This window comes from Lysinibacillus sp. GJ-1 (assembly GCF_021166035.1).
GTDB lineage: Bacteria > Bacillota > Bacilli > Bacillales_A > Planococcaceae > Lysinibacillus > Lysinibacillus sphaericus.
Genome location: NZ_CP088912.1, coordinates 2456726 through 2477869, shown reverse-complemented (window position 1 = coordinate 2477869; position 21144 = coordinate 2456726). Strand labels below are relative to the sequence as shown.

General features: G+C 35.9%; 19 protein-coding genes and 2 pseudogenes. 15 read left to right on the top strand and 6 right to left on the bottom strand.

Going from position 1 to position 21144, the window contains the following annotated elements:
• Window positions 1–175: 175 nt before the first annotated feature.
• Window positions 176–1246 carry a DUF4085 family protein gene (locus LO754_RS11920; protein ID WP_231784395.1) on the top strand — a complete coding sequence of 357 codons (1071 nt, stop codon included), beginning with the start codon at window positions 176–178 and terminating at the stop codon, window positions 1244–1246.
• A 313-nt stretch (window positions 1247–1559) separates the two neighbouring features.
• Here LO754_RS11920 and LO754_RS11915 read toward each other — a convergent pair whose 3' ends face one another.
• Both LO754_RS11915 and LO754_RS11910 read right to left on the bottom strand, forming a co-directional pair.
• A complete protein-coding gene (locus LO754_RS11915) occupies window positions 1560–1982 on the bottom strand; it encodes a ferritin family protein (protein WP_024364152.1) in 423 nt (140 codons plus the stop codon).
• Window positions 1983–2035: 53 nt separating this feature from the next.
• Complete coding sequence (locus LO754_RS11910) at window positions 2036–2305, bottom strand: hypothetical protein (RefSeq protein ID WP_024364153.1); 270 nt, start codon at window positions 2303–2305, stop codon at window positions 2036–2038.
• A 492-nt stretch (window positions 2306–2797) separates the two neighbouring features.
• On the opposite strand from LO754_RS11910, the gene LO754_RS11905 reads away from it, so the two are divergent.
• Both LO754_RS11905 and LO754_RS11900 read left to right on the top strand, forming a co-directional pair.
• The gene (locus LO754_RS11905) at window positions 2798–3256 is read left to right on the top strand and encodes a DUF2231 domain-containing protein (RefSeq protein WP_231784394.1); all 459 of its coding nucleotides are present in this window, start codon (window positions 2798–2800) and stop codon (window positions 3254–3256) included.
• 544 nt (window positions 3257–3800) lie between these two features.
• Window positions 3801–4193: a DUF202 domain-containing protein gene (locus LO754_RS11900; RefSeq protein ID WP_231784393.1), complete on the top strand. Its 393-nt coding sequence runs from the start codon at window positions 3801–3803 to the stop codon at window positions 4191–4193.
• A gap of 200 nt (window positions 4194–4393) precedes the next feature.
• On the opposite strand, the pseudogene LO754_RS11895 reads toward LO754_RS11900, so the two are convergent.
• The 3 genes and pseudogenes from LO754_RS11895 to LO754_RS11885 all read right to left on the bottom strand — a co-directional run.
• Window positions 4394–4639 (bottom strand): annotated as a pseudogene (locus LO754_RS11895) (GntR family transcriptional regulator); the annotation flags it as partial.
• A 186-nt stretch (window positions 4640–4825) separates the two neighbouring features.
• The gene (locus tag LO754_RS11890) at window positions 4826–5722 is read right to left on the bottom strand and encodes a DMT family transporter (RefSeq protein WP_229386728.1); all 897 of its coding nucleotides are present in this window, start codon (window positions 5720–5722) and stop codon (window positions 4826–4828) included.
• Between the two features lie 2 nt (window positions 5723–5724).
• The gene (locus LO754_RS11885) at window positions 5725–6633 is read right to left on the bottom strand and encodes a DMT family transporter (protein WP_231784392.1); all 909 of its coding nucleotides are present in this window, start codon (window positions 6631–6633) and stop codon (window positions 5725–5727) included.
• Between the two features lie 114 nt (window positions 6634–6747).
• Here LO754_RS11885 and LO754_RS11880 point away from each other — a divergent pair, with 114 nt between their 5' ends.
• The 10 genes from LO754_RS11880 to LO754_RS11835 all read left to right on the top strand — a co-directional run bounded on the left by LO754_RS11880 (window position 6748) and on the right by LO754_RS11835 (window position 17652).
• Entirely contained in the window at window positions 6748–8106 is a 1359-nt protein-coding gene (locus tag LO754_RS11880) for an aminotransferase-like domain-containing protein (protein ID WP_231784391.1), read from the top strand.
• Between the two features lie 921 nt (window positions 8107–9027).
• A complete protein-coding gene (locus LO754_RS11875) occupies window positions 9028–10656 on the top strand; it encodes a PucR family transcriptional regulator (protein ID WP_231784390.1) in 1629 nt (542 codons plus the stop codon).
• A gap of 260 nt (window positions 10657–10916) precedes the next feature.
• A complete protein-coding gene (locus LO754_RS11870; protein WP_024364802.1) occupies window positions 10917–11102 on the top strand; it encodes a XapX domain-containing protein in 186 nt (61 codons plus the stop codon).
• A gap of 71 nt (window positions 11103–11173) precedes the next feature.
• Window positions 11174–11335, top strand: coding sequence for a XapX domain-containing protein (locus LO754_RS11865; protein ID WP_024364803.1), 162 nt, complete (start codon window positions 11174–11176; stop codon window positions 11333–11335).
• A gap of 191 nt (window positions 11336–11526) precedes the next feature.
• Window positions 11527–12204, top strand: coding sequence for a cysteine hydrolase family protein (locus LO754_RS11860; protein ID WP_025219576.1), 678 nt, complete (start codon window positions 11527–11529; stop codon window positions 12202–12204).
• Window positions 12205–12345: 141 nt separating this feature from the next.
• Window positions 12346–13275, top strand: coding sequence for an oxamate carbamoyltransferase subunit AllH family protein (locus LO754_RS11855; RefSeq protein WP_231784389.1), 930 nt, complete (start codon window positions 12346–12348; stop codon window positions 13273–13275).
• Window positions 13276–13277: 2 nt separating this feature from the next.
• A complete protein-coding gene (gene fdrA, locus LO754_RS11850) occupies window positions 13278–14831 on the top strand; it encodes an acyl-CoA synthetase FdrA (protein WP_231784388.1) in 1554 nt (517 codons plus the stop codon).
• Between the two features lies 1 nt (window position 14832).
• The gene (locus tag LO754_RS11845) at window positions 14833–16266 is read left to right on the top strand and encodes a YlbE family protein (protein ID WP_231784387.1); all 1434 of its coding nucleotides are present in this window, start codon (window positions 14833–14835) and stop codon (window positions 16264–16266) included.
• Window positions 16259–17194, top strand: coding sequence for a carbamate kinase (gene arcC / locus LO754_RS11840; protein ID WP_231784386.1), 936 nt, complete (start codon window positions 16259–16261; stop codon window positions 17192–17194). The genes LO754_RS11845 and arcC overlap by 8 nt, the downstream gene beginning before the upstream one ends.
• Window positions 17195–17241: 47 nt before the next feature.
• A complete protein-coding gene (locus LO754_RS11835) occupies window positions 17242–17652 on the top strand; it encodes a cupin domain-containing protein (protein WP_024364809.1) in 411 nt (136 codons plus the stop codon).
• 78 nt (window positions 17653–17730) lie between these two features.
• On the opposite strand, the gene LO754_RS11830 is transcribed toward LO754_RS11835, so the two are convergent.
• Window positions 17731–19080, bottom strand: coding sequence for a DUF3238 domain-containing protein (locus tag LO754_RS11830; RefSeq protein WP_024364810.1), 1350 nt, complete (start codon window positions 19078–19080; stop codon window positions 17731–17733).
• Between the two features lie 306 nt (window positions 19081–19386).
• On the opposite strand from LO754_RS11830, the pseudogene LO754_RS11825 reads away from it, so the two are divergent.
• Window positions 19387–20074 (top strand): annotated as a pseudogene (locus LO754_RS11825) (transposase); the annotation flags it as partial.
• 197 nt (window positions 20075–20271) lie between these two features.
• On the top strand, window positions 20272–20634 hold the full coding sequence (locus tag LO754_RS11820) for a hypothetical protein (RefSeq protein ID WP_231784385.1): 363 nt from the start codon (window positions 20272–20274) through the stop codon (window positions 20632–20634).
• Window positions 20635–21144: the final 510 nt, after the last annotated feature.

The following is a 21144-nucleotide window of genomic DNA, read 5'->3' as shown; positions in this document are numbered from 1 at the left end:
CGAAATGAAGGTCAATCTGCCACGATTCTGTTTTTAAAAAAGGAATTATTCTTGTAGTTTTTCAACGCTATCTATTCAGGATAAATTAATAAGAGAGATATAAAGTTTAAGTCCTATAAAGCTAGTCTATTATAGTTATTCATAATTTTCGCTATACAATTAATTAAGGAGTGGAATGATGTTTTTCTTAACACGTGAACGACAGGAAGTATTCAACGCAGCACAGACATATCCATTTGAGGAAGAGATCGATGCTGAATTTGAAAATCATTTGTATGAGCATTTAAGCGAGTATGTAGGGATCTTACCAAAAAAGTTTCAGCAGGAAATTATTGAACAAACTTTATTTCGAAAGGATACGCTAATGGAAGAATTTGAAGAATGGTGCAATGTGACAATTGAGCAGTTCACAGCTAAGAGCCATGCTATTTATGAAAAGCGTGAAGCACTTGTTGAACATTTTAATCCGTCCGCACAAACCGTTTTTTCACAGTCATTTCATGATGGTAAAATTTTGAATGCTGAGCAACAAGGAACTAATTTTACACTTCTCCTAGATATGAGTGGCGGGTTTACAGTCGAATCAATTGTACAGTTAGAGTTTCAACATGCACAAACAGAAGGTCAACTTGAAGGATATTACGTATATGACGAATTAATAAAACAAGAGGATAGATTTGCATTACGAGTGTTATCTAGTTTTGGTAGCCCTTATGCTGAATGGACAATTTTCTTTAAAGATGTGACAGCAAACTACTTGTATCGTCCTGCAGTTTATATTGAACCAGGAGAAATCGCTACATGGGACGATTATGTGCTGGCGCTAAATGAAGATGACAAATACTATATTGTAAAAGATATGCACTTTGTAGAAATTGATTTAGCTAATCTTTCGCAAAAAGATAATGCGATTTATGCTGAAGGGGTATTACTAGGGCATACCTTTGAGGAAGCAAGAGAGCGAATTTATTGTGCTACTTACGAAAATCCTTATGCTCATTTTAGTGAGCCTATTCCGACTGATGAGTTGTCATTGGCTATGTTTGATTTAGACCAAAATATACGCGTTCGTGCTTTCAACACAATTTATGCACTAGGAGAGGATGCTGCATATATCGTTAATGATACGCTACGTAAAGTCGATGTAAATACAGATGAAAATATGTATTTTGGCATTATAGCAAGTCATTTCGATCAACTCGGTTGTTTAGAGGATGATGTAAAACTGAAATGGCTTAAGGAATAACAAGAGTAAAGTTTATGGAACGATGGCGTAATCATCTAATTTATAGGCTATATATAAACCTACCTTAAAGTTGTTTCAACATATTATCAATATGTATTATAGGGAAATACCCTAGGATGATTTAAGAGATTTGTTAAAAGCGGATTGTTTTATGAAGTTTATAAAAAGATATAAATCACAGTGTGCAAAATATATGAAGACATAATACCAGCGTAGCAACATCTAGTACGGTAAGAGGTTCGGGTCAAAATGATATTGATCGTAAAAGGAGATTTATAAATAAAAAACCGACTTATAGTCGGTAAGAGCATTGTCAATATTGGTTTATAAAGAATAAAAACCAAACTGCGTGATTTTGTTCGTCTGAAGCATTTGAACTAAATTGGTTGCTAATATAAGGTATTGTATATTGTCGAGCCACACGATGATAAAATTCGACCGCTTCTTGTTCGTCTTTAAATGCAGTTAAAATTCCGCTTTTAAAATTTAATGGCAATGGCTCTGTTATTTGTGGAGAAGGGTGTTGACCAGTAAGGGAGGTATACATATAAGCAAAACCTTGGTAATGTCGCATTTCATCTTTTCTTATCTCTAGAATACGTTTTTTAACATCCTCATTTGGAGCAAGCTGAGCCAAGTGCTCATAAAATCGTATAGCATTATATTCGCCATTAATGGCTTTAACAAGATCGACAAGAAATTGATTATTTGAAGTTGGTTGTACGCCGTATTGCAATCGTTCACACTCCTTTTTAATAAGCTTTAAAAGTAACTGGCAGTAACATGTAATTATTGCATCATTTTTTTTACTTGTTTTAGTTCAATGATTATTTGGTCTATCTGTTTTTGCAAATTATCTACTTCTTTCGATTTATCACTATTTTGGTTTTGAGGATCCTGATTATTTGATTTTTCTAAAGCATTTAGTGCTAGACCTGCTGCAACTGCAGAAAGACCGTCACCCAATGTTGCGATGGATGCTCCGATATATGCTAATCTTGCTATTTCAATTTCCGTCGTTTCTAGATTTTGTTGTGGATTTTTTTTATGTCTATTCATTACTATATCCCCCTTTACTTTTATAGTGGAAAATAATCTTAACCGTATCCTATGTATTAAGGAAAAGAAAGGTGACGACCTAAATTTTTTGCAGGAACATTGTTGTAAAGAATAAGTCAAATGAATGTACTTTGGAAACGGATTTAGAGCGTCCATACGACAATGGTTGCTAATTATGATAATTTAGGAATGCCAAGAGCTAGTGGCATAGTGACACAACTGGTAAACGGAGAAGCACGCTGCCCTGATGGCTAGTTAAGAATTGTGTACTCCCCTGAGGCCTATTTAATTCAGAAAATTCAATTAAATAGATAAAGATTTCATTCATCATAATAACAGTTCAATTTTTGTTTCATTATATTAATATTTTCAGTTAAATTTCATTGATAGTGGATAGACTATTTTATAACAAGTGAAATAAACGTTGAATAAATTTTCTTGATGTTTGTTTTGATCTATTGTGTAAATTTTTTTAAAGAAGGAGGCAATTACGTGCCACTACACCCGTCCATTGTGCATTTTCCAATTGCATTATTATTAACAGCAACAGTAATTGAAGTCATCAATTTGTTTTTAAAGAAAGAGTATTTATTTAAGACAAGTACAATTTTGTTTGTAACAGGTTTTGTAACCGGTTTGGTTTCTTTTATGACAGGTGATGCAGCAGAAGAATTTGCGGAACAAAAATGGGGAGAAGTTATCGAATCGACAGTTGAATTACATGAAAATATGGCTTTATTATCTTTAATATTGTTTGGTGCAATTTCAATATTAAAATTATTTGGGCAGAAACTGAAAATTAATACAAAATGGATTGTAATTTTAGTAGTGATTTTAGGTATCATAGGTTCTTCTACATTAGCATATACCGGTCATCTGGGAGGTAAGATGGTGTATGAAAGTGAAAAATTAAGTAATACAAACAATTACGAATTGCCAGATCATGATTAAAAAATTAGCGTGTATTCCCTATCTGTAAATGCTAGTTTTGCCAATTTCTTATAGCAAGTAATGTTATTTTGTGAATATTTGTTAGATCGTTAAAGTTGAGTAACATTTCTCAAATGATCATAATAAAAGCATTGATACTTGAATTTTCTACTTTTTTCACCTTCACCTACTTAGGGTATTGAAAGTTGTGCAAGTTCATAGCTCCTTGTGCCTTAAATGTTCATTACTACCTCTAAATAATACATGCTCTACAATGAAACACTTGAAAATAATCCCTCTCTTAGCGGAGAGAGGGATGCCCTTATTTTTCTATTTTAACGTGTTATTTTCAAGTGAATTCTGACGGTGGCGTGTGACATTAATCATTTTTATTTTCCCATTACATAGTAATATGTAGAACAAAAGATTAAAAGAAATGGTTTTACATCATTTCTCAACATACATTAAATGAAAAAACAATCATCCTCTTTTATTTTTTCTACAATACGATATATTAAAATAGAATAATTGAAAATATTCTAACCAAAGAGTAGGTGTTAATTAGATGGAGAATCACCCTTTAAATCAGGCAGAAATAGAGATGAAGCAATTAAAATATGCCCAGCAACATTTGGCAAATGAAAGAACATATTTAGCATGGATTCGAAAGGCCATTTCCATTTTAGGGGTTGCTTTCTTGGCAACGAGTTTGCACTTTGCTATAGGAACGGTTCGGAATTTTTGGGTAGATTTTTTATCAGCAATAATTGGCTTGTTAGCTTGTTTATTTGGGATTTTAATTATCTTTACAGCTACATTTAATTATTCTGCAAAAAGAAAACAGATAGTGAATGAAGAATTTGTTCCATCAAATAGACATATCATGTGGATTTCTTATTTTTTAATTATCTTAATATTATTGGTGATTATTTACTTTTTGATGATTAGTTTATCATAGACTAAAATGTGAATGTTTGAGGCAAAAACAACATGGATAGTAAAAAGTAATGACAATTTGAGGTGACACAAAAGCAGTTGATGGCTTGTATCATAGAAACTTATTTGGATTTTGCGTTAAAAGTCTGTAGTAGACGCATATGGCGGGAAAGAAAAAGGTACGATGTAGGTTGGCTGTTATGGTTTAGGTGGTACGACAGGCGTTTCTCTAGAAAAAAGCTGTGGTTCTAGCTTATTTACCAAATAGCCTTTTCTAATTTTACCGTTGATATAGCTCTCTGGGGCGAGCTGCTCATAAGCGGTTAATGTAGTATTTCTACTAACGTGTAAGCACTCCGCAAGCTGGCGAATAGATGGCAATTGTTCATTTACGCGCAGCTCGCCTTGCTCAATGAGGGATTTAAAACGTTCATAAATATTTAGTTTATTCAAGAAAAATGGTGCCATTATATTTAGGACACAACTAGCTTTCATTAGCTATTAGTTTATTGAATATGTAAAGTTGATGAAAGACAAGTGTCCAACAATACTTGCTATAAAAGAGTTTCAGTTTCTAGCTTGAAGCTAGTCAAGTACCTATTGTTTTTCAGAGCAGTTGAAAATCAAAAATCACGTAATGAATAGTATATACCATTAACACTTGTTGATTTTCTTTTTAATGGTGTTAATAATTTTCGAATCCGAAAAAATCAGAGAGATACCAATGATAAGTACACCAATCAGATGCTTTGTTGTTAAATCTTCATGCAGGATGAAGTATCCTAACATAATGCCGATTGCTGGAACAATATAATTCGTTAGCGATGTAAATATAGCGCCTTGCTGATGAATTAGTAGGTTCATTAAGAGATAAACAACACCTGCATGGAAAGTACCTAAAATCATTAAATAGATATATTGTGATAGATCAATATTTAATCTTAAAGGCTGCTCAAAAATAAATGCAATTGGAATAAGTATGATGCTTGCAATGAATAACACATTCCTCATATGTACAATTGATGAGCCAGTAGTTAGTTGCTCCATCAAGATTAGAGAGAAGGCGAAGCTCATTGCAGCTATTATTAATAGAAGGTTTCCTTGAATACTATAGAGAAAGTCACTGGCATTATTTGTAGGCCACGATAAGATTAAAATACCTAAAAAGCCCAAGAGAATACTGAACCCTTGAATCTTTTGGAATTTCTTTTTGAAAAGAACCATTAAAAAGATGAGTGTGAATAAAGGAACCATGCCAATCAACATCGAGGCAATACTACTTGGAACTGTTTTTTGCCCCTGGGCAATCAATATGAAGGGTAAAACTACCTCAAATAGTGCAATCAAAATATACCATTTACGATAGCCTTTCTGAATTTTTCTTGCCTCTTTTGATAAAAATAAGCTAATTATGAGTAAGCAAATTGCGCCTACGAACGCTTTAATAGCTGATAATGTGATTGCACCGACAGCTTCTATTAATAAAGCAACAAAGAAGAACTGAGAACCCCAAATTAAACTAATTAGTAATAACATTAAATACTTATTCACGATTAAACACGCCCCTTGTTACCAAAGTAATTAACCCCGATTACTCCAGCAAGTATGATGACAGCACCAATCAAATGATAAAACTGTAGCGTTTCATTGAGGAAAATAACACCCGCAATGATTGTTATTAATGTCGCTAAGTTACTAAATACACTCATTTTGGATGCCTCTATGACGGATAGGGCATAGTTAGATAAAAATGATGTGCACAATGAAGAAAGAGAGCCTAAATAGAGAATGGCTACTAGAAAGGATGGCGTAAACAATGGTGTAAAAAAGCTCGCTACGGATTGTTCCACTACGTGATGTGTGAGTGCAAGCCCATTGAATGTAACAAATCCAAATAGCGTCATGACATAGGTCAACGTAAATAAGGAATACTGTCGCGTTAATTTTCTAGCAAGTACGTTGTAGAAAGCAGCAGCCATGGCAGATAACAGGATTAGTCCAGCCCCCTTTAAGCTATATGCTTCTACATGGGTACTGTTCATGATGAATAAGAAAATGATCCCTGCTACAGATAGTAGAATAGAGGCCAGTTGCCAGTTATTTGACCGTTCTTTGATAAAAAATGTCGCAAATAGTAAGGTGAAAATCGGTATAGTCGCCTGAATGATTCCTGCTTCTGAGGAAGAACTATAAACAAGGCCTAACGCTTGGAATAGAAAGAAAAGCCCAGGATAAAGCAACGCTAGTGGCACGATTGTCCATAAATCTTTCAACGGCATTTTTATAGATGTTTTCTTGAATAAAATGATAACAGTCGCAATTAGTAAGGCGACTGTAAATCGGTGGGCAAGTATATCCATTACGCTTGCTTCTGTCAGCGCAATTTTTATAAAGATGAACGAAAATCCAATAATACACGCATACAAAATCGCAGCGCTATATGCTTTTTGATGGTTTGTCATGTGTTGTAAAACCTCCTATTGATATGCTGAATTACAAAATATAGCGTATAAAAATAGGTGTTCGTGTACAATGGAAATAAAATCAATCTGTACCGGTACAAAAGGTGGGAATGTATGTATAAATATTTAGCAATCATCAATTTTATTGAATCGCAAATTGAATCGGGAGCGCTTCAGGAGGGCGCAAAACTTCCTTCGATACGGGAATTAGCCAATCAGTTTATATGTAATAAGAGCACCATCATAAAGGCACTTCAGGAAGTAGAAAAAAAACATATAATTTATTCGGTTTCTAAGAGTGGTTATTATGTTATAAAGAAAAATTTCAAGCAAAAAAGTTCGATGACAGATGCGATTGATTTTGCTACATCTGCTCCAAACTGGACTCAATTTCCTTATATTGATTTTCAACATTGTATAAACAAAGCAATCGATACGTACCAACAGGATTTGTTTATTTATGGAACACCAAAGGGCTTGCCTTCATTAATTGATGTTGTTCAAAAGCAATTAACCATGTACCAAGTTTTCGCTAAAAACGAACAAATCTTTATTACATCGGGTGTTCAACAAGCATTATTCATTTTAACGATGCTTCCATTTCCAAACGGCAGAAATAAGATTGTGATAGAACAGCCGAGCTATCACTTATTTATTGAATATTTGAATGTAAAAGGAGTGCCTGTTGTTCCGATTAAAAGAACTGCACAGGGCATTGATTTAGCAGAATTGGAACAGATTTTTAGTGGCAAGGATGTGAAATTCTTTTATACTATGCCGAGGTTCCACAATCCTTTAGGAACTTCTTATACACAAAAGGAGAAGGCGGACATTGCCAAGCTTGCGGAGAAGTATGAGGTGTACATTGTGGAAGATGATTATTTAGCTGATTTCGAGCAAAATTTGAAGGCAGATCCGATTTTTTCATATGATGTATCGGATCGAGTTATTTATTTGAAAAGTTATTCTAAAATTATGTTTCCTGGATTACGAATAGGTGTCGCTGTTCTTCCTGAAAAACTCATTGAAGGCTTCCAGCAATATAAAAAAATAACGGATATCGATAGCTCTATGATTTCGCAGGCAGCTTTAGAAATATACATAAAAAGTGGCATGTTTGAACGGCACCAAACTAAAGTGAAACAATCCTATTTCACACGTGCTGAGCAGCTTTATCAATCCTTAGAAAAGCATCTCCAAGCAGACAGTGTATTTAAGCCGGTTGTTCGACCTTCGTCGATTAGTGTGAATGCACATATCGCATTGCCGAAAAATGTGAATGCGAACCAAGTAATAAAGCATCTTGCCGAACAAAATGTTTATTTGCAATCACTTAACTGCAATTACTTGCCCAATGTAAAGCAGGAAAGGTTATTGAAATTTAACGTATCAAATGTCGAGGAATCGAAAATTGACGAGGGTATTCAGTTAGTTGTAAAAGAGCTGATTCATAGGAGAAACTGGTTTGTGTAACTACGCATAAGTTGACTGTAAAGAAAATCCTAGAGGAAAGGTGATTTATTAGCTTTTCTCTAGGATTTTGTATTGAGATAGGAAGAATCAAAGTTGAGTTGTAAGTCAAAACACCTTCTCTAGATTTAATGGAAATGATGAATTTCATTTGAGCTTACAACTTACATTTAAAATAGGAAATTAAATGATACTTTACATATTATCGTTATTTATAATGGCTATCGCCAAAACGTAGGGTAGTTTCGGTGCTTTTATAATTTCAGGTCCAGTTAAAATCATATTTTCATTCCAATAATTTATTAGCATTTACCAATCTATCAGTACCTAATGCAGTTAAAATAAAAAGTAAAGTTAAAGCTCCCCATCCTAAAAGTCCTGCAGGTAAAGCTAGTGAAGTGAAAATTAGAGGGGATACTAATAAGCTAGCATCTTTTCCAGCGTTAACTACGAAGAGCTATCTCTCAATTATCTGGTACAAATGTACAATCCGAACCATTAAAAATTTAAAGAACAATATTGTATAGTAATAGAAAGATAAATTAATGAATATTACAAAAAAAGGGTGAAAAATAGTGCGACTGCTTCATGACGTTGCAACAAAATGAACAGCATCATCCGTGACTAAGAAAGCTTATTGCTGGTAGCTTAGTCTTTTTTATTTCCACTATTCTCTTTTTATGAAAATACATATGTTTGAATAAAAATACTGTCTTTTAATTGTCGAGGAACAAAGGGTGGTCGCTATTCGTGTTATAATAAAAACATCTTGTTTGACGAAGTATCCATTGAAAGTAAATGGGTTGTCGGTGTGTTTTTTCTTTGGTAACACCACAACCATCCATCATGAAGCTGTCACGTAATAATGCATGCGGTCTAATAAACGAAAATAAGGGAACTTTTTTTCTCGTCTGGAGTGATAATATGTTTATTACAATAAGTGATGTTTTGAACATGGAGGGATTTGAAGATGTAGAAGTCCTTGCAGGAGAGGCTGGATTGAGCCGCAGAGTTGAAAATGTCTATTTTATGGAAGTTCCGGATATTTACGCATATATCGATCAAAACGGATTGCTACTCACTACCTTGTATCCTGTTGCTGATAAACCAGAGCATATTGAAACACTAATTCCAAAATTAGCTGAATTGAATCTTGCAGGAATTGCCATTAAGCCAGGAAGATATGTCGCTGAAATTCCAACCATTATGGTGGAGCAAGCAAATGAACTTGGTATTCCGCTAATGAAGCTACCAGATGGTGCAAACTTATCTACACTGACTAACCAAGTACTGACAAAGTTTTTAGACGTAAAGACATCGCTGTTGGAATTTCGAAATAAGATGCATCAGCAATTACTGGAGTTATTATTGGAGGGCACAGATGTCAACAAGTTCGTTCATTCGATTGCTAGTCTTGTTCATGCCCCAGTCTTGCTTCTTAACAATGATTTTGAATATGTCGGGTCTTCACTTCACAACGAACATAAAATTTCAATCCAACACAAGGCGTACAATTCAGATGCGAGCAAAAGCACATTTTCTGTGCAAGTCGATGATACCGTTTTTGACAAAAATGATTTGTTTATTCAGTGCATTTTTGCAGGAGGCAATGACTATGGCTTTTTGGTCATATTGTTAGAAAAAGAAAAAAATCTAACAGAGGATTTAATTATTGCTATTGAACAAGCCTCCTTTATAATCGCTTTTTTATTTCAAACAGAGCAAACATTGCTTCAAAAAGAAAGAAATCATTTAAGCAGTTTTGTCCGAGACATTTTTCATAATCAATATACTTCCCAAACGGAAATGATTGAAAAAGCGAAAGTGTTTAGATGGAACTTGCAATTTCCGCTTGTTCTAGTAAGCATCAAAACAAATGAGAAAGATAGCGAAAAGAAATTGGCGATATTTCACAAAATGCTTGATTCAGGTCTAATTGAGGGCTCGGCTTCTAAAATGGTGGATGTTCCGATAGAAAATTGCAAAGTTCTTTATATTAATGACTCTTTAGTATGTTTTATTAGTCTGGTGTCTGAAAAGAATGTTCGGAAAAAACTCCAAAATCTAGGGGATACGATAGTCACGTTGTTTGAGAAAAATGGACATCTTGGGGTTAGTATATCCGATACAGTCCATCATTTTAACCAAATGAAAGAGTACTATGACAATTCAACATTAGTGTTTCAAGTTTATAAAGAACATTTACAAAAACAGTCCTACGTTCATTTTTATGGCGATATCGGCTTGTTCCGACTGTTTCATTATGTTGATAATCTTTACATGCTGGAAGATTTCGTAACCGAAAAATTAGGAAAAGTGTTCGAATATGATAAAAAGAAAAATACAAATCTTTTAGAAACGCTTAAGTACTACATTAAAAATAATACAAATGTGCAAAAAACGGCAGAGGATATGTTTGTTCATTATAATACGATGCGTTACCGAATCAATAAGCTGAAAGAACTTGGCATCGACGGTGAGGACGGCTTCGAATTAACAGAAATTTCATTAGCCTACCAATTGCATCAATACTTACAACTGAAAAAAGGGTGAGGGTGAAGAACCCTAGCGACGACTTTACGTTGGACATTGTCTTCTCGACAATGTCTTTTTTTTGTAAAAAAGGCGTTATGCTTTGTAGAAAGTTGCCAATTAAAAGAGAAATAAATATCAACTTCTTACAATGATTAAAACGCTTTCAAATGCTATCATGTAGGTATTGAAGGAGGGAGGTTTCAATAAACAGCAGTCATCATAGACGATTTAGGTATTTAGTTTCTGAATTACACTTTGGAATACAAGGAGTGTTGGAAATGCGTGACTATCTTTTGTCTTTAGCCGGTGGTTTGATTGTAGGGATATTATTTTCTTTAGTTAAGTTACCGTTACCTGCCCCTCCTTTGGTAGGTATATTTGGAATGGTAGGTATATTTTTAGGAGGTGTACTAATGGATTCTCTTTTCAATTCTCTCAAAGAAAAGAGAAATGTGAGTACGTAAACGAGCCACCAGAAAATGTTTGGTTATGCGGTTTTTAATGAATACATCCCACTAAAAAAGGAGAATGTAAGATGTTGCAGATTATCTTGTCATTCATAGGAGGTTTACTTGTAGGCATTTTATTCAAATTCATCAAGCTGCCAGTGCCGGCTCCCCCTCTTATTGGTATTGTTGGGGTAGTAGGAATCTTTCTAGGTGCTGAGCTAGTAAACGCTGTCCTGCGTCTTTTCTAAAAAGACATAAAATCTTCTTCCTTCATTAGGCTAACTTATAACGTCGGATTATAAACGTTTGAGTTTAGTTGCCTATCTCCATATAATGGACTCAAGTTTTTCCTGTATTATTTTCCGTTTCATCAAAAAAATCATTGCGGTCAGTTTTCTAAAGCTAGATGTTTTGAATACCATTCGAGAGGGAGATCTACATGAATCAAGTATATACAATAGAAGCGAAACCTTATAGTTTTGAATTTGAGTTAGAAACAACAGCGTTAATCATTATTGATATGCAGCGTGACTTTTGTGCACCGGGTGGCTTTGGTGAAAAGCTAGGGAATGATATTACGCTAACACGCTCTATTATTCCTACTATTAAGACGGTTTTGGAAGTTGCACGTGAAAAGGGCATGATGGTTATTTACACTCGTGAAGGGCATCGCCTAGATTTATCAGATTGCCCGCCAAGTAAATTAAAACGCGGCAGCAAGCAAGGAGCAGGCATTGGTGATGAAGGTCCAATGGGAAGAATTCTTATCCGCGGTGAGTATGGTCATGATATTGTGGACGAGCTAAAGCCTGTTGAAGGCGAAGTTATTATTGATAAACCTGGAAAAGGTTCTTTTTATCAAACAGATCTTGAAGTGATTTTAAACAATAAAGGTATTACACATTTGCTTGTTGCAGGGGTAACGACTCATGTCTGTGTTCAAACGACGATTCGTGAAGCGAATGACCGTGGATTTGACTGTTTACTACTTGAAGATTGCTCAGCAGCATTTGATCCAAAAGACCATGAAGACTCCATTCACATGATTAACCAGCAAGGTGGCATCTTTGGGTGGACAGCTCCATCGAAAAATTTGCTTGTTGCACTTGAAGATTAACGAAGAAAGCATTTGCACGAAGTATTTACTAAAGCGTTTTCATTTAAGAGAATAAACAGTTGAGGGCATGCTACATTCACATGTCCAATGCATGCCCGTATCCGTAATTCTACTAGCTATCATGAGAATATGGTGATATCTATGGTTCCAACATATACAGGTAAAATCAATCAGATGGACGGTCGTCTACTTGAATGGATGCGCCAACAATCAATTGGTGAACCAATTGGAGTAGTCCACAGTGTTTTCGATAATGTAGTAAATTTCACAACTGATGACGGTACAATGCTCTTTTCTTTGGCAAAGAATGGGGTGATTCAATCACCTAGCATGATGAAAACCTGTCAGAATGACTATTTTTCTAAGATGTGTTCGACCATAATGTTGACTAAATCTATTTGTTTAATTGATTATAATTTATTGAAAATCAACGATTGGCAATGGGATTTTTCCAATGCGGCCATTTGGAATAGGAATATTAAGCCGCACTGTCAAGCAAAGCTAAAGCCAACTGTATCCCGCTTGCGGCTATTAAACAATTTTATCCTACAACACGGAGCAACAGGAGGAATCTACGCGGCGTGGAAAAGCTTCACGTATCCAGACTGGGAAGTTCCTATGGCTACACGAAAAAATATCTATTTCTCTCCGTTTCTTGAAGGGTTAGAGCAGCTAAAAGATGATATGAAGGCAGATAAGTTTGACAGGTTTTTTGATAACTTTGCGGGACTTGGCATGGGGTTAACACCGTCTGGCGATGATTTTCTAACAGGGTTATTAGCTACCTGGCAGTATTTTGAATCCCCACTATATAAAAAAATGGAAAGCTGTAGCGCAAAATGGTTGCAGAGATTGAAAGGTAGAACGACTACGGTAAGCTATTTTATGCTAAAGCAATGCCTGGAGGGACAGGTCAACGAAGCTTTACTTAATGTATTGGACAACATAGATGGTAATCCAATCCCTCATTTACAGCGTATTTTAGAAATGGGATCGACCTCTGGGACAGATATGCTGACTGGTGTTAGCGTAGCATATCAACAGCTTATCGACCTAAAGGAGGAAAAATAATTATGACATCTAAAGTATTGATAGAAAGTAACGCCTATCATGACTCGGTAACATTAATGTCACTATCAAGCAAAATAAATCGTATGGATGGCGTCGAGCAGGCTGTTGTTTCGATGGCAACCGAAATGAACAAAGCGTTGCTAGAAAACATTGGTCTGCTAACGGATGAGGCGAAAGTAGCTACGGGAAATGATTTAATTATTGCCTTGATTACAGATACAGATGAGCGAGCAGAGGAAGTGATAACACTTATCCACACAGAATTAACTTCCAAAAAGGTAAAGAAAGGAAAAGACAATTATCATACAGCGAAAACGCTGACTTCTGCATTGCATCTCTTACCGGATGCTAATATGGCGATTATCTCCGTTCCAGGAAAATATGCAGCGCGCGAAGCGAGTCAAGCCTTAAAAAAAGGCATGCACGTTATGCTGTTCAGTGACAATGTAAGTATGGAAGATGAAAAAGTTTTGAAGGAAATAGGGAGAGACAACGGTTTATTCGTTATGGGGTCAGACTGCGGGACAGCAATTATCAATCGCAGTGGACTGTGCTTTGCCAATAAAGTAAGCGAAGGAGGCATTGGACTAGTGGCAGCCTCCGGAACAGGGCTACAGGAAGTGACGGTACAAATTGATCGACTTGGTTACGGTATTACACAGGCGATTGGAACGGGAGGTCGCGATCTCCATGAATCAATTGGTGGAATTATGATGCTTCAAGGGCTTCAAGCATTGGAGAACGATGACAATACGAAGGTCATCACATTAATTTCTAAACCTCCAGCGCGAAATGTTCAGGACAAAATTCTTGCAGAAGTGAAAAAATGCCGAAAACCCGTTGTAGTCTGCTTTTTAGATGGTGATGCAAAAGCAGTTGAGGCAGCAGGAGCCAACTTTTCTCCTACATTAATTGATGCTGCCCGCAAATCTGTTCAATTACTTGATACGCAAGCCGTAATCGAAACGGACATTGCAAAGAGCGTTCAACGATGGATTGCTGAAGAAAAAGCAAAATTAGCAGATGTTCAGCAAGACATTCGTGGATTATTCTGCGGTGGTACGCTGACAGCAGAAGCATTATCCATTCTCCGCTCTTCAGGAATAAGCGTCAAAAGTAATGTCGCTAAAAAAGAGGAAGAGAAACTTAACGACATTACCTATAGTGTAGGTCATACGTTGCTTGATATGGGCGATGATGAATTTACAAAAGGTAAACCACATCCGATGATAGAGCCTTCACTTAGAAATGAGCGGATTCTTCAAGAAGCACGAGACCCTCAAACTGCTGTTCTGTTATTAGACTTTGAATTGGGATATGGTGCCCATGAAGATCCGGTAGGTGTAACACTAGAGACGCTTCAATTAGCAAGAGACGAGGCTACACAGGCAGGAAGGCACTTGCCAATCGTTACTTATATTTGCGGCACTTCTAAAGATAAACAAGATTATCAGCAGCAACTAAAGAAACTTCAATCTATAGGCGCTTTTGTTGCCGATAGCAATGAAATGGCAACAAGAATTGCCGCGATGCTTGTACAAAAGGAGGTCAATTAAATTGAGTACAGCGAATGAGCTTTTTAATCAGCCATTACAAGTAATTAATATCGGCACATCCAAATTTAAAGAAGATTTGGAGCTGCAAGGCGTTGAAACCATCCAAGTGGACTGGCAACCGCCTGCAGGGGGCAATCTACAATTGCTCGAAGCATTAGATTTCTTTCAGGAAAATGAAAAAGTGGAAAAGGCGAATCAAGAATCGATACAACGCATAAAAGATGCACACCCTTTCTTAATTGATATTGGACTAGCTATTGATGTCATACCTGGAATGCACAGCAAAAAAATACTGCATGCTGGCTCTCCTATTGCATGGGAAAACATGGCGGGTCCGATGCAGGGGGCAGTGATTGGCGCACTTATTTTTGAAGGGATGGCAGCGGATGAGGAACAAGCAAGAGCATTGATTGAGGCTGGAGCAATTGAATTTGGCTCATGCAATGAGCATTCAACAGTGGGACCAATGGCGGGCATCGTCTCTCCTTCCATGCCAGTGCATATCATCGAAAATCGAACACATGGAAACCGTGCTTATTGTACGATTAATGAAGGTCTAGGCAAAGTGCTACGTTTTGGAGCTTTTTCTAGCGATGTAATTGATCGGCTAAAGTGGCTGCGCGATGTTTTTGCTCCGGCTTTGAAAAAGGCACTTGTCCTAACAGATGGCATAGATTTAAAAGCCATCATCGCGCAGGCTCTTCATATGGGAGATGAGTGCCACAACCGCAATAAGGCAGCAACAAGCCTTTTCTATAGGGAAATGACTGACTATTTTATGCAAACAGATTGCAAGACGGACACATTGCGAGAGGTCTTGCGCTTTATTCAAAACAATGAACACTATTTCTTGAACCTGTCCATGCCAGCATGTAAAGCTTCACTTGATGCAGGACACGGCGTTCCATATTCCACGGTTGTTACGACAATGGCGAGGAATGGGGTTGAATTTGGTATTCGCATTAGCGGGCTAGGTGACAAGGAATGGTTTACCGCACCTGCAAACTTTATTAAAGGCTTATATTTCCCAGGCTATTCAGAGCAGGATGCAACTAGGGATTTAGGGGATAGTGCCATTACGGAAACAATGGGAATTGGTGGGTTTGCGATGGGCGGTTCGCCTGCAATTGTTCAATTTGTTGGAGGAGAGGTAGAAGATGCTATTCAATATAGCGAACAAATGTATGACATTACAGTAAGTGAAAATAGCAATTATGCTATACCAACGCTAAATTTCCGCGGAGCTGCCTTTGGAATTGATGTTCGAAAAGTGATTGAAACAAGCATTCTTCCTGTTATTAATACCGGCATGGCACATAAAGTAGCAGGAATCGGGCAGATTGGCGCAGGCATTGTCCATCCTCCAAAGGAATGCTTCGAAAAAGGATTGCTTCGTTTCTATAAACTATATGGAGAGGAAGAGGCAAATGAGTAGAATATTAATAGCGCTTGGAGGAAATGCACTCGGTTCTACTCCTGAAGAGCAACTACAATTAGTACACGATTCAGCCAAGCCAATTGTTGATTTAATTGAACAAGGTCATGAAGTAGTGATTGCCCATGGTAACGGGCCGCAAGTCGGTTCTATCAATTTGGCATTCGAAAAGGGCTCAAAGGAACATGCAAATATTCCTAGTATGCCATTTGCTGAATGTGGGGCAATGAGCCAAGGGTATATTGGCTACCATTTGCAAAATGCACTCCATGAGGAACTGTTAAAACGTTCAATTAACAAATCAGTTGCAACAGTTGTCAGTCAGGTAGTAGTTGATAAGAACGATCACGCCTTTCAAAATCCAACAAAGCCAATTGGTTCTTTTTATTCAAAAGAAGAGGCTGAAAGATTAATGGCTGAAACGGGTGACCATTATATAGAAGATTCAGGACGTGGCTACCGTCGGGTTATTCCATCGCCTGCTCCGGTTAAAGTCGTTGAAAAAGATATTATCCAGGACTTAGTTAATGCAGGGCGTATTGTCATCGCTGTTGGTGGTGGGGGTATACCTGTAGTGGAGGAAAAGAATCATGCTTTAATCGGCGTAGAAGCGGTTATTGACAAAGATTTAGCAAGTAAATGTTTAGCGGATGAGTTGAATGTAGATTTTCTGTTCATATTGACAGCTGTCGAAAAAGTCGCAATTAACTTTGGGAAACCAAATCAGCAAAACCTGAATCAGTTATCGATCGAAGAGGCAGAAAGGTTGATGAAAGAAGGGCATTTTGCACCAGGCAGTATGCTTCCAAAAATTCAGGCAGCCATATCATTCGTCAAGGGGAAGCAAGGTCGCAAATCAATCATCACTTCGCTAGAGAAAGCAAAGGATGCCATTCTTGGTAAGACAGGCACCGTTATTTTCAACTGAATCAGCTATTACAAGTAAATGAAAATGTATAGTAAGGAGAATTGGAAATGAACGAAAACAAAACGAAAGTAAAAATTGGCGAAGCATTAAAGTGGAATGTATTTACAGAGCACCGTAAAGTCTATCACCGCGAACTTCTAAGTGCCAAAGAGGCAAATGAACTCGGCGTCAGTGTTAGTTCGGTCTTAAGAGAACGCATAGAAGTAGGTGGAGCCGTATTGCCCCATTATCACGACGTGGCAGAAGTAATTCATATTACAAAAGGAAAAGTAAAACTTCTGCAAAATGGGGAGTGGAAATCCTATCAAGAAGGGGACACTTTCCTTGTACCAAAAGGGGTCGTTCACTCGGTTGCCAATGACGATGTCGAACCTACCGAGCAGGTTAGTATCTTCATCCCTGTTCATGAAGAAATCCATAACGAAAACTTCGCATCACATATGGTGGACGCAGATTAGCATGTGAATAATTACGAAAGAGCAATCCGAAATATGAACGGATTGCTCTTTGCGTTTTATTTAGATTTTGTAATCTAGTTATTTCATTATGTTTATAGTTTTATGTGAATATAAATTCCAAGGTGTCCTTGAACCTTGATTATGAGTATAAATAGTCTTATATCCTGAACCATCACTTCTAAAAATACCTAGTGACGGAAATAATGTGTGGTACCCTCTGATTTTTGTAGTCCCATCTTTATAAATTTCTGTACGGAACTCGTATTCTACATTTGGTGCTAATGTGTAATAAGGGTGAGCTGCTTTGTGAATGAAATTAATATCAATCATTGAACTAGTTTTTTTAGTTGCTCCTAAATAAACATTATTACCAGATGCTTGTTTTCGGTCAACAAATGTATATATTTCATTGGAGTTTTTTGTGTAACGATTTGTCCAACCGATTGATTTTGTTTCCCTAACTGCCAATGTTGACCAATTGATTGATGCTTCTAGTGATGAGCGTGTACTTCCTTGGGAAGTTATTGTAGTACGATTATCTGTTCCGTAATAGTAGCTACCAATTGGTGCTGGTATATATCCAGGATATTTAGAAGTATTTAAAATCATAGTATTAATTTTTATCCATGTATTTGTTGATATAGCTAAAGGCATTATTTGTGGCTTTACTCTATAATTTTGCAGAGAAATTTTTTGGACATTTTCTTCTAAAGTTTTAACTGGAGTGGAAAATTCTATTAAGTCGAAAGGATTTTCTTCTAATTCTTTATATACTTGTGAGTATAAACTGTTAGCAGATTTAGTCTCATCATCTGTTAGCAAATAATTTAGGAAATCTAGTTTTACTTGTTTGATTATTTGCTCAAATCGGGTAGTAGTAAAAGGTACTTCACCAGTAATTGTATATTGATATTCGGTATTTGCAGATGGAGTATTATCTATGAAATGGCTTTCTTTTGTGACTCCAATGAATTGATTATCTCTATAAATAGAATATTCAATAATATTATCTACATCAGGCCAGTCTAAAATGATACTCGATGTTGTAGAGAATGTGTCTATTCCTATTTCTTCATTATTTGATAATGTAGTATATATTTTTATATGTGAGTTTGAGAGTACTTGGTCGTTATTATCAATAGCTGCTATTTCATATTCATTAAGGCTACCTTCAGAAAGATTTTTACTCTCGAATTGTGCTTCAGTTCCTTCGTACAATATTTCGTGGTTGTGTTTAACTATATATTTTTTTGCGACAGGTATGGAGTTCCATTTTACAATAATCTCATTTGTATTTTTATTTACTTGGAAATCTGAAAAATATTGATTGAAGGATTCATCTTCATAAGCAAAGACAGTAATAGATGGTATTAACAAAAATGATAAACAAATAGTAAATAGGTATCTAAAAAGTTTTTTGTTTTCCATATATATTCCTCCTTATTTTTTAGATTAATTAAATATTAACTAAATTCCGTATTAGAAATCAAGGAACCAAGAAATAAACAAATAAATTTTATAGATGAGTTAATTTCATAATTCCAATCGCTTTAGTATCAGGGGTTTCGATTAAATAAAAATGAGCACCTCCCCAAATTCGGTATAATGGTAGCGACTAAACCAACCTTATACGAACGGAGTGTATGCCTCATGACTATTGTAAAACAAATTAGCCTTTTTGACATCCAGCAATTATTCGAAATGGAAAGTTCGCGCCGTTTTGATGCGATTTACGGTAAAAATACGTTCTGGTCGCTTTAAGGGACATCTGGCTGTTTCAACGAAAAGTCAATATACTGTAGGTCGCCTCATGTCTTCAGGTAATTTATCTGACAGTAAAGCGGTCATCCCCCTACTCAAAAAAATAGTTTCTATTATGCCTAAACATTTTACGACAACGATATTTGATGCAGGTTATGATTATGAACCGATTTATAAACAAGCATTAGCCCAAACGATGCGTGTAGTCATTACGTACAATATTCGAAATGAAAGTGAATATCTAGGATTCGATGAATATTTTAGACCAATTTGTGTAAGCGAACATAGTTACTGTTACGATAGCTTTGATGATAAATACAATAGGTTAAAATACACACGACCGAAAGAATGTGCAAGCTGTCCGTTACGTGATGATTCACTTTGCCAAAAGGTGTTTAAAATCAAATTTGCGACGGATATTAGAAAGTATACGTACCCAGCACGTGGCTCAGAATTTTGGGAGAAATTTCATAAAGAACGTACAGCGGTAGAACGGGTCAATGCCTATTTAAAACAATAATTTTAATTAAACAACGTCCGTCACCGTACAGGTAAAAAAGCAAAACTCCACTTCAACCTGGTGACGTTTATTTATAATCCCTGTAAATTAGCAGTTGATCGAATGAATGTGTTATTACAAACACAACAATCAGTAGCATAATTTTAAAAAACGTAAGTTTTGATATAGGAGCAGTCTAAGAACTTATAACTTAAAATATTTGATTGAGCGTAGTGTATCAGTTAATCTTTATATAAGAAGAAACACTTTGCGTTCTTGTGTATTTTCAGTAGAGGACAACTGAATGAAAACATAAAACATTATCGCTTATTACGAGTTGTGAGTGAAGGAGTGAAAATATGTTTAACAGAAAATTGTTAGCAGCTTTTGTAACAGCGATCATATGTTACTTTATCGTACCTTTTTTCTTTAACGATTTTACGAACTCTTATTTCGCAATCGGGCTTGGTGTAAGTATAATTTCAGTTCCAATACTATTTACTATTGGAATTTTAGCATCCATCGTGATTGAATTACGAACTAAACATATTTTACTTTCTTATATGAAACATTTTGCCTGTGGATTAATTTGTGTTTGTGTGCTTTTACTGTTAACAGAATGGGATATAGAATTATTTTCCATTTACACAGGAGTGGCATTTGTTTATGTTACCGTTTTTTTTATTAGTGATCATATGATTAAAAGTAAGTTTGTCAACTGAACATAGTGTTTGTTGGTATGGTAGATGGTCGTAAACAGAAAGTCTCTGAAGATATTTATAAAGTATTAGAGGAATTAGCGATGCGACAGTCTATTGTTATTGATGGTGGTTATGGAGCGCAATAGTATCCCAAATAAAAATTATATTTTAATAAAGAATCCATTTTGATTAAACTCTAAATGGATTTTTTTGATACTTTTTGGGGTAGTTCTCCTAATTTAAATGGACTTAAACTAATGAGGAAGTTTAGTTAGAGAACGATGTTACGATATCGTCACAATTGTTACAAAAAATATAAATTACCAAAATTACAACACCCTGTAATTGCTATAGAAGCGCATTCAACATTTTTATTTCTGTGTAGTATATTGGTATTAAAAAGATGATTAACGTTCTAAATCAAGTAAAACATGCTATTTAAATGCTATTTAGCAGTTGGTATTCCCTATTAAATTCTACAATTTAAATGCAATTTAACGTGTTGTAACAAGATCTATGTAAGGTATTGGT